The sequence below is a fragment of the Clostridium sp. D43t1_170807_H7 genome, from assembly GCF_015555905.1.
In the GTDB taxonomy this organism is placed as follows: Bacteria; Bacillota; Clostridia; order Clostridiales; family Clostridiaceae; genus Clostridium.
The window spans coordinates 1-10521 of record NZ_JADNLK010000046.1; the positions used below are offsets into that span (position 1 = coordinate 1).

General features: G+C 27.1%; 12 protein-coding genes and 2 pseudogenes. All 14 read left to right on the plus strand.

Annotation, left to right across the window (positions count from 1 at the left end; genetic code table 11):
- The coding region (locus I2E98_RS15280; RefSeq protein WP_195469736.1) for a GDP-mannose 4,6-dehydratase at positions 1 to 717 on the plus strand (717 nt) is incomplete at its 5' end.
- 23 nt (positions 718 to 740) lie between these two features.
- A pseudogene (locus tag I2E98_RS15285) lies at positions 741 to 1283 on the plus strand (sugar phosphate nucleotidyltransferase); the annotation flags it as partial.
- A 337-nt stretch (positions 1284 to 1620) separates the two neighbouring features.
- Positions 1621 to 1863: a PTS transporter subunit EIIB gene (locus I2E98_RS16135; RefSeq protein WP_243251236.1), complete on the plus strand. Its 243-nt coding sequence runs from the start codon at positions 1621 to 1623 to the stop codon at positions 1861 to 1863.
- Positions 1864 to 1926: 63 nt separating this feature from the next.
- Entirely contained in the window at positions 1927 to 2355 is a 429-nt protein-coding gene (locus I2E98_RS16140) for a PTS glucose transporter subunit IIA (RefSeq protein WP_347708048.1), read from the plus strand.
- Positions 2356 to 2357: 2 nt separating this feature from the next.
- A pseudogene (locus I2E98_RS15295) lies at positions 2358 to 2627 on the plus strand (family 1 glycosylhydrolase); the annotation flags it as partial.
- A gap of 257 nt (positions 2628 to 2884) precedes the next feature.
- Positions 2885 to 3604 carry an LCP family protein gene (locus I2E98_RS15300; RefSeq protein ID WP_195469737.1) on the plus strand — a complete coding sequence of 240 codons (720 nt, stop codon included), beginning with the start codon at positions 2885 to 2887 and terminating at the stop codon, positions 3602 to 3604.
- Between the two features lie 364 nt (positions 3605 to 3968).
- Positions 3969 to 4841 carry a UTP--glucose-1-phosphate uridylyltransferase GalU gene (gene galU, locus I2E98_RS15305; protein ID WP_195469738.1) on the plus strand — a complete coding sequence of 291 codons (873 nt, stop codon included), beginning with the start codon at positions 3969 to 3971 and terminating at the stop codon, positions 4839 to 4841.
- A gap of 195 nt (positions 4842 to 5036) precedes the next feature.
- On the plus strand, positions 5037 to 5513 hold the full coding sequence (locus I2E98_RS15310; RefSeq protein ID WP_195469739.1) for a VanZ family protein: 477 nt from the start codon (positions 5037 to 5039) through the stop codon (positions 5511 to 5513).
- Between the two features lie 163 nt (positions 5514 to 5676).
- Complete coding sequence (locus I2E98_RS15315; RefSeq protein ID WP_195469740.1) at positions 5677 to 5820, plus strand: hypothetical protein; 144 nt, start codon at positions 5677 to 5679, stop codon at positions 5818 to 5820.
- A gap of 171 nt (positions 5821 to 5991) precedes the next feature.
- Complete coding sequence (locus I2E98_RS15320; RefSeq protein WP_195469741.1) at positions 5992 to 6399, plus strand: TM2 domain-containing protein; 408 nt, start codon at positions 5992 to 5994, stop codon at positions 6397 to 6399.
- Between the two features lie 43 nt (positions 6400 to 6442).
- The gene (locus I2E98_RS15325; RefSeq protein ID WP_195469742.1) at positions 6443 to 7141 is read left to right on the plus strand and encodes a B-box zinc finger protein; all 699 of its coding nucleotides are present in this window, start codon (positions 6443 to 6445) and stop codon (positions 7139 to 7141) included.
- A gap of 53 nt (positions 7142 to 7194) precedes the next feature.
- Positions 7195 to 8319, plus strand: coding sequence for a UDP-N-acetylglucosamine 2-epimerase (non-hydrolyzing) (gene wecB, locus I2E98_RS15330; protein WP_195469743.1), 1125 nt, complete (start codon positions 7195 to 7197; stop codon positions 8317 to 8319).
- 157 nt (positions 8320 to 8476) lie between these two features.
- Entirely contained in the window at positions 8477 to 9247 is a 771-nt protein-coding gene (locus I2E98_RS15335) for a hypothetical protein (RefSeq protein WP_195469744.1), read from the plus strand.
- A gap of 184 nt (positions 9248 to 9431) precedes the next feature.
- Positions 9432 to 10521, plus strand: a 1090-nt coding sequence (locus I2E98_RS15340; RefSeq protein WP_195469745.1) for a DUF1972 domain-containing protein, incomplete at its 3' end; no start/stop codon positions are given.

Genomic DNA, 10521 nt, shown 5'->3' on the forward strand with positions numbered 1-10521 from the left:
GCTAAAGCAGCATGGGAAAATGAAGATGGAACATGGAAAGAAGGAGTTAAGTTCTTACACGTTTCAACAGATGAAGTATATGGTTCATTAGGAGAAACAGGATACTTTATGGAAACTACTCCATTAGATCCTCATAGCCCATACTCTTCAAGTAAGGCTGGATCAGATTTAATGGTTAAGGCATACCATGATACATACAAAATGCCAATGAACATAACAAGATGTTCAAACAACTATGGACCATTCCAATTCCCAGAGAAGTTAATACCATTATTAATAAACAACTGTTTAGCTCACAAAGATTTACCAGTATACGGTGATGGAATGAACATAAGAGACTGGTTATTTGTTGAGGACCATGCTAAAGCTATCGATATGGTTATAAATAATGGTAGAAGCGGTGAAGTTTATAATGTTGGTGGACATAATGAAAGAACTAACATAACAATAGTTAAGACAGTAATATCTTACTTAAATGAAAATGTTGATAAAGAAGTTACTGAAAACTTAATTAAGTATGTTGAAGATAGAAAAGGTCACGATAGAAGATACGGAATAGACCCAACTAAGATTAAGGAAGAATTAGGATGGTATCCTGAAACTACATTTGAAGTTGGAATTAAGAAAACTATTCAATGGTATTTAGATAACCAAGAGTGGATGAAGAACGTTACTTCAGGTGAATATCAAAATTATTATAATAACATGTATAAGTAATAGGAAAGTAGTAGGTATGAAAAATAAGAAAAGCAACCATACCTAGAGCAAGTTTTGCTATTAGATTCTTCCATGCAACCAAGGCACAACCAAAGGAAAGTCTTCTAATAGTTGATAAGCCAACACTTCAATATATAATAGAAGAATGTGTTGAATCAGGAATAGAAGAAATACTTATAATAACAGAAAGAAACAAAAAATCTATCGAAGATCACTTTGACAGAAGTGTTGAACTTGAAATGGAACTTGAAAAAGCAGGCAAACAAGAAATGCTTGAAATGGTTAGAAAAATATTAGATATGGTTAACGTTCATTTCATAAGACAAAGACAACTAAGAGAATTAGAACATGCTATACTTTGTGCAAGGACTTTTGTAGGGAATGAGCCTTGCGCAGTACTACTTGGTGATGATGTGGTTTATAATGATAAAAAGTCATGTTTAAAACAGCTTATTGATTGTTATGGAGAGTATAAAACTTCAGTTTTAGAAGTTCAAACAGTAGATCTACAAGATATTGATAAGTATGGTATAGTTGGTGGACTATATATTGAAGATAGAGTATACTTTTATAGCCAAGCTTTATGTATAAGCATAGAGTTTGGCTTTATTTTTTTACAATAAAAAAGACTACAGTGGGAGAACTGTAGTCGCTATATATGGGGGAGTAGACTTTAAATAATATGTTCATATCTATAGCTTGACCACATTTTAAATTTTTATACAGTTATTTTAGAAAGTTAAGTAGGATTGTTACTGGAACGCAGGCAAGACCTAGAGTGCTATTAATTAGTTTATATATAATTGAGGTTAAAAATTATATATAAATTAGTTAATAATTGCTCTAGGTCTTTTTTTATACAAATTTTCTATATAAGGAGTGATTTTAATGGATTTCAAATAAATGGCAGCAACTATATTAAAGCTAGTTGGTGGTGAAAAAAATGTAGCAAGTGTTACAAATTGTATGACTCGTTTAAGATTTAACTTAAATGATGTAAATAAGGCTCAAGTTGATGAGATAAAGAAACTTAAAGGAGTTCAAGGTGTTGTAAATAAAAATGGGCAATTTCAAATAATAATAGGAACTCAGGTAAATAAGGTCTGCGATGAATTACATAAGTTGGGTAACTTTGGAGAAAATTAATCTTCCGACTCTGAAGACAAAGAAACAGGAGTTATAAATAAGATTTTAGGTGCAATAACTGCAATATTTACTCCAGTTATACCAGCTCTTGCAGGATCAGGTATGATAAAGGCGTTATTAGCGATATTAAAGCTATTAGGAATAGTAAGCGTTGATTCACAAACTTATACTTATTTAAGCTTTTTAAGTGATACAGTATTTTACTTCTTACCAGTTATATTAGCATATTCAGCTGCAAAGAGATTTAAATGTAGTCCTTACTTAGCGGCTGTACTTGGAGCTTCTTTATTACATCCAAGTTTTTCAGCATTATTAATACATGTTAGATTAGATACTGTAAAATTAGATGGTAAGCATTTTACACCACATATAAAACAAGGTGATAAAATCAATGTTGGTGATTTATTAATAGAATTTGATAAAGATGCAATAAAAGAAGCAGGATATGAATTAGATACGGATGTTATAGTTACAAATACTAATGATTATTAGGAATAGATTTTTATCATAGATATAAGGAAGATATAAAGTTATTTGCAGAAATGGGATTTAAAACTTTAAGATTTTCAATAGCTTGGTCAAGAATCTTTCCAAAGGGTGATGAACATGAGCCTAATGAATTAGGATTACAATTTTATGATAATGTAATTGATGAATGCTTAAAATATGGAATAGAGCCTTTAGTAACTTTATCTCATTATGAAACTCCTTTGCATCTGGCAAAAACTTATGATGGATGGAGAAGTAGAAAGCTTATAGGTTTCAGAGGTAATAAGAAGTAATGGTAAGATATTGAATGAAGAATAACTTTAAATGTATAAATAAAATATATTTAAAAATAAATTAGCTCATATCTGCTTGGTTGAAAAGAAAATAATACTTTTCAATTAAGCAGATTTTTTATTAGTAAATATAAAACTATATTTAACAATTTTTTAAATAAAGTGAAAAATAATGAAAAATGTGATATTATTACTAATAAATAATTAAATTAGATAAAATATATACATTAAACTCTATAATGATAGTAACTATAGATACAGTACATAAAAAATTAAAATTAACATCAATAATGAGAGATTCTTATGTATCAATTGATGGTCATGGAAATGATAAACTTAATCATGCTTATGCTTTTGGAGGTCCTCAATTAGCTATAAAAACTTTAAATGAGAACTTTGATTTAAATATAGAGAATTTTGCATCTGTTAACTTTGAAACATTACCTAAAATAATAGATGAACTTGGAGGAATAGAGTTAGATATTGATGAAGATGAATTAGAATATGTAAATGGATATACAGCACAGCTTAATAGTATTAATGGAACTAATGAACCTGCACTAGAGTCAGCAGGACTTCAACATGTAAGTGGTACACAAGCTTTAGCTTATTGTAGAATTAGATATACTTCTGGTGGAGATTATAAGAGAACTGAAAGACATAGAGAAGTATTAACAGAAATATTAAAAAAAATAGAAACTATGCCAGTGACTTCTTATCCTTCATTATTATCAGAAATATTACTTATGGTTAATACAAGCTTAGATTATAATGAAATATTAGAATTAGGAACTGAAGTGTTAAAGCTTGGTGATTCAAGTTTACAGTTAGAGAGATTCCCTCGTGATGAATATTGTGAAGGTAAAATGATAAGTGGAGTATACTATTTAATATTTGATAAGGAAGTAACTGTTGAACAATTACATAATTATATTTTTGAAGACCAAATTACATGGTAATTTTTAAATACGGGATTTAAGGAAAAAGTGGTTTATTATCTTTATCCTTAAACCAAGTATTTTATTTTATACTATTAAATATAGATTTTAAATCTGTTTCGAGACTTTTTTAATTTTATTAATAATTTTTAATAAAATCATTAATGAAATGACTAAAAAATATATTTTATGTTGAAATATATCGGACGGATATGCATTTCAAAAGGATTATGTAATGGTATAATTATTGTATTACTGTCTAAAAAATGAACGAAGTAAAATGGTAGTAAGAAATTTACTTTAAATATTTGTAAAATGTTTGTATACAGTTTACTAAAAAATATTATATTAAAAGTATAGTAGAATTAAGGAGACAATAAGATTTATGGAAAAAAGAATAAGAAAAGCAATAATACCTGCAGCTGGTCTTGGAACTAGATTTTTACCAGCTACAAAGGCACAACCAAAGGAGATGCTTCCAATAGTTGATAAGCCAACATTACAATACATAATAGAAGAATGTGTTGCATCAGGTATAGAGGAAATTCTTATAATAACAGGAAGAAATAAGAAGAGTATAGAAGACCACTTTGATAGAAGTGTTGAACTTGAAATGGAGCTTGAAAAGGCAGGAAAACAAGAAATGCTTCAAATGGTTAGAGAAATATCTGATATGGTAAATATTCATTTCATAAGACAAAAAGAACCAAGAGGATTAGGACATGCTATCCTTTGTGCAAAAACTTTTGTAGGGGATGAGCCTTTCGCAGTGCTACTTGGAGATGACGTTGTTTATAATGATAAAAAGCCATGCTTAAAGCAACTTATGGATTGCTATAGTGAATATAAAACTTCAGTTTTAGGGGTACAAACAGTAGCATCACAAGATGTTAATAAGTATGGAATAGTTGGTGGAATACATATTGAAGATAGAGTTTATAAGGTTAAAAATTTAGTTGAAAAGCCTTCAGTAGAAGAGGCACCATCTAATGTTGCGATCTTAGGTAGATATATAATTACACCAAAAATATTTGAAATATTAGAAAGAACTGAGCCGGGAAAAGGAAATGAAATTCAACTTACAGATGCTCTTCTTAAGTTAATTGAAGAAGAAGCTATGTATGCTTATGATTTTGAAGGAAGAAGATATGATGTAGGGGATAAGCTTGGATTCTTAGAAGCTACAGTTGAATATGCTCTTAGAAAAGAAGATTTAAGAGATGGATTTATTGAATATTTAAAAACTATTATAAAATAGAAGATAGTTTTGAATTTTATAAAGAGCTATAACGGTGTATAGCTCTTTTCCTTATATCTATTTAAGGGAGGAATTAATATTTTTATCATAACCAGAGCAGAATTTTTTGCACTAACTACTGTAATAATTTTATATACTAATTTGGATGTATTGCTTCAAGTTATAGTTAGCGAAAAGAAAATGGGTAGTGAGCTATTGAAAAAGAAGTTTATGAAAATGATATTTAGTATATATATGGTTTTAGTAATTTCTATAGTATATTTTCCATTCCCTATAGCATGGGGGGAATATGTAAAATATAGAAATCCAATTATTCATATTATTCCATGGGAAAGTACCGTTGGAATATATAAAAGAGATGGGTTAGATGTAGTTATTGAAAATATTGGTGGTAATTTATTATTATTGGCTCCAATGATTTTCTTTTTATGCTATTACTTAAAGAATTTACATTTTAATATGAAGAAGGTTTTACTTATATCTTTATTTATATCTTTATTTATTGAGTGTAGTCAGGTTACTTTATCAATGATTATTCCTAATTATGCAAGAACATTTGATATTATGGATTTACTTTGTAATAGTATTAGTGGATTGATAGGATATAGATTATATCTGCTTTATAGAAATGTAGTTGTAGATTATATAGAATTAGTAGACTCTATTGGGTAATTTAATAACTTACTAAGGCGATAGCCCTCAGAGAATCAGAAATCTGATTTTCTGAGGGCGAATTATTTTTTAGTAAGTTTCTATTTTTCAATGGTTTATAGAATATATTGAAAAATATATGGAAAGAATTATAATAAAGTTGTTTACTATAAGAGGTGATTATTTGATTAAGTATCTTATAATTGGTATAGTTATACTTAGTTCATATGTAGTTATTTTTTCATTACTAAAATCAGCAAGTAATTTTGATGATGAAGTTGAGAAGCTTTATAATGAATTTAATGATTGTAACGATATAATTGATTAGTAAAAATATAACTATAATAATATAAGTATTATAAGTAAAATACACTCCATATCATAAAATAAGTTATTTATTGATGATATGGAGTATATTTATTTATAAAGAATCTTTTAAGAGTATATAAGTATATGTTAAAATTATTATAGTATTTTAAGTTAAAGGAGAGAAGAAAATATGAATTGTAGTTATCATAGTAATAGAGAAGTTGTTGCTGCATGTACTGAATGTGGAAGATTTATATGTGAAGCATGTAAAGTTGATATAAACGGAAAAGCAGTATGTAAAACATGTATAGAAACAGGGGTATTTAAAGGTAATAGAGGATATCAATATAATAATACAACAAATAATCAATGGCATAAGGCAAAAAACATTAGTTCTAAGAATTGGATAGTAACCTTAATATTAGCTATTTTTGTTGGGACGGTAGGAGTACATAGATTTTATGTTGGAAAAATAGGAACAGGAATATTACAGTTGTTAACCTTTGGTGGATTTGGAATATGGACATTAATAGATATTATATTAATTGCATGTAAGAAATTCACAGATTCATATGGTAATATAGTATCAGAAAGCTAGAGATAAGATATAAATTAAAATAATAAAATTGGAGTAAATTAATATGAATTGTTCAAATCATCAAGAAAGAGAAGCAATTGGAATGTGTATAGGCTGTAGTAAGCTTATTTGTGAAGATTGTGCAGTTAAGGTAGATAATAAGTATTATTGTAAAAATTGCATTTCAGATATGTATTCAAAAAATAAAAATAATATAAGAATGGAACAGGTTAAGGATTATACTGATAAAGTTGTTAATACCACAGTTGAAGTAGGTAATAATATATTAAATTTAGCAAAAGAATCCTCTGAAAGAGAAGAAGTAAAAAATGCTGTAGTTAAGATTAAAGATAATTATAAGGTAGTAAATTATATACTTGGAGTAATTGCAATAGTATTATTATTACCTAAAGCGATAAATGTATTAGAACAAATTCCATATATTTTTGAAGAAATTATATTTTCATTTAGATATTATGGAGTAATTAGAGGATTATTCTATATTATAAATATTATTACAAGCTTAATTCAACCATTAATAGTAATAGCATTAGCAGTACTGATGTTTAATAATTTTATGAATTTAAAAAGAAAAGTAAGAATTATAGCACCTATAGTAGTTGTTGGAGTATTTACATTAGTAAGATTTATTAGTGCAAATATAGCATTTAGTTATTCTAGTTTTCATATAATAGCAGATTTATTCTCATATATTATCCCAGTAGCATTAATAGCTATAGGAAGCTATATAGATGTGGAATAAATTTCAACTGTTATAAACAACGTTAGTATAAAATCTTACAGGAGGTAAGGATATTGAAAAAAATAAAAGTTTTAAGTGTTTTCGGAACAAGACCAGAAGCAATAAAGATGTGTCCGTTAGTTAAGACTTTAGAAAGCTATGATAGGATAGAATCCATAGTTTGTGTTACTGCTCAACATAGAGAAATGCTTGATACAGTACTTGAAATATTTAAAGTTAAACCACATTATGATCTAAATGTAATGTCTCATGGTCAAACAATAGTTGATGTATCGAATAAGGTTTTAACTGGTGTAGACAAGGTAATAAAAGAATGCAACCCAGATATAGTATTAGTTCATGGAGATACTTCAACAACATTAAATGGAGCATTAGCAGCTTTCTATAATCAAAAGCCAATAGGACATGTTGAAGCTGGACTTAGAACTGGAGATATTTATTCACCATTTCCAGAAGAGGCTAATAGAAAATTAACAGGAGCAATTGCAACTTTACATTTTTCAGCGACGGAAAGTAATAAGGCTAATTTAGAAAAGGAAAATATACATAAAAATATATACATAACAGGTAATACTGTAATTGATGCTTTACTTAGTGTTGTAGATAAAAATCATAAATTTGATGATAAAAATTTGAACCATATAGATTTTGAAAATAATAAGATAGTTTTATTAACTGCACATAGAAGAGAAAATTGGGGAGAACCAATGAGAGACATATTTGCTGCAGTTAGAGAGCTTGTTACTAAAAATGAAGATGTAAATGTAATATTTCCAATGCATAAGAATCCTTTAATAAGAGAGCTTGCAGCAGAAAGTTTCAAAGGAGTAGAAGATAAAATACACTTAATTGAACCTCTTGAATATGTTGATTTTGCAAATCTTATGGCTAAATGTTACCTTATAATGACAGATTCAGGTGGAATACAAGAAGAAGCACCAGCACTTGGTAAACCAGTTATTGTTTTAAGAACAGAAACTGAGAGACCAGAAGCAGTTGATGCTGGAACTGTAAAATTAGCAGGGATTAAGAAAGAGGTTATATTTAACCTGGCTGATGAACTTATAAATGATAAAGAAGCTTACAATAAGATGGCTCATGCAGTAAATCCTTATGGAGATGGAGAGGCTTGTGCAAGAATTGTTGAGCATATAGTGGAATACTTTAAAAATAAATAAATATTTATTGTAATACCGTATACAACATTTATAGTATACGGTATTTTATTTTACTTATTTAAAATTATGAGAATTATATCTGAAATGTAATAATTAATATATCTGTGGCAATAATTAAGATAAATTAATTTATCTATAAAGGAGCCAGGAAATTAATATGAATAAAATTTTTAGAATATTTATAGTTTCTTTTTTGATATTAAATATACCGATTATATATGCATATAGTGAGACCTTGAATTTAATAGAAGAAAAATTAGATAGTGTAGGAGTTCCAGAGGAATATAGTAATAATATTATTAACTATATTACTAATTTAAAACTTAGTGAAGAAGAAGCAAAAAGCTTATTAGATGACGCAAATAATGTTCTTTCAACACTAAAAGAAAAAGAGGATTATAGTGATTTTACATTTAAAGAACTACTTAATATTTATGGAGAGGTTTTAAATATAGCAGATTCATTAAATATTAACGTAGATTTAGAAAATAAAGAGGTTATGCTAAAAGATAAAGAGAGTAAATTAACATTGATTAAATGTGATATAGATGATGTGAAAAAATACTATGAAAATTATAAAAAATCACCACTTACAGCTCAAGATTATGAGCAATTGAAAAGCTATATAGCTAAAAATAAAATTATTGATAAAGGAAATATAAAGAATAGTGATAATAATTCCACTAGTATATCTGAAAATGATGATTATGATAATGAGAATTTAAATGATAAAGAAATAGCACAAAATATTGAAACAGACGAGGGTATTTATAATTCTAATGAAAATAATAATGAAGTTTTAAATACTGTTAGTTCAATAAAACGAAAGAATGTAAATAGAGTATTAAGTATAATATTCTTGGTTTTGTTTGCATGCGTAGTAGTTTCATTATTAATAGAATCAATATTTTTTAACAGAGAAAAATAATTTAATTTTCACCAAAGACAAAAAAATACAGAAAAAAACAAAAAAAACATATGAATAAAATGCATAAAATGTAAAAACAAAGAGATAAAAGTTTGAATTACCATTGGTTTATGATATAATGCATATTGCTATGAAATAAATGGTTAAATTCTTAAAGAAACAAAGTTATAATAAGGAGGAAATAATGAAAGATATATTTATAATTGGATCAAAGGGAATACCCGCTAAATATGGGGGATTTGAAACATTTATAGACAAATTAACTGAAGGAAAAGTTAAGAAAGATATCAAGTATCATGTAGCTTGTATGGGAGATAAAAACAATAAAGGTGAATTTGAATATAACAATGCAAGATGCTTTTATGTTAAAGTCCCTAATATTGGTGCAGCTAAAGCTGTTTATTATGATATATTTGCCTTAAAAGAATGTATTACATATATAAAAAATAATAAGATAAATGATGCAATCATATATATATTAGCATGTAGAATAGGACCATTTATAGGATACTATAAGACAAAATTAAAAAAAATGGGGATAAAATTATTAGTAAATCCTGATGGGCATGAATGGAAGAGAGCAAAATGGAATGCTGCAATAAAAAAATATTGGAAGATATCTGAAAAATTAATGGTTAAGCATGCAGATTTATTAATATGTGATTCTATAAATATAGAAAAATATATTAAAGATGATTATAAAAATTACAATCCCCAAACTACATTTATTGCTTATGGTGCTGATACTGAAAAATCTAAGCTAAATGACGAAGATGTAACTTTATTAAAGTGGTATAAGGATAAAAATGTTAAAAGAAATGAGTATTATTTAGTTGTTGGAAGATTTGTGCCGGAAAATAATTATAAACTTATGATTGAAGAGTATATGAAGAGCAATACCAAAAAGGATTTTGTATTAATTACTAATGTTGAAAAAAATAAATTTTATGAAGAATTAAAAATTACTACTAATTTTGAGAATGATTCAAGAATTAAATTTGTTGGAACAGTTTATGACCAAGAATTATTAAAGAAAATCAGAGAAAATGCATATGGATATATTCATGGACATGAAGTAGGGGGAACTAATCCATCATTATTAGAAGCATTGGCATCAACTAAATTAAATTTATTATTAAATGTTGGATTTAATAAAGAAGTTGGACAAGAAGGTGCAGTTTACTTTAATAAGGATAGTAATGATTTAGCAAATTTAATAGATAGAATGGATTTATTAAGTGTTAAAGAATTAAGTGAAATAAATGAAAAAGCAA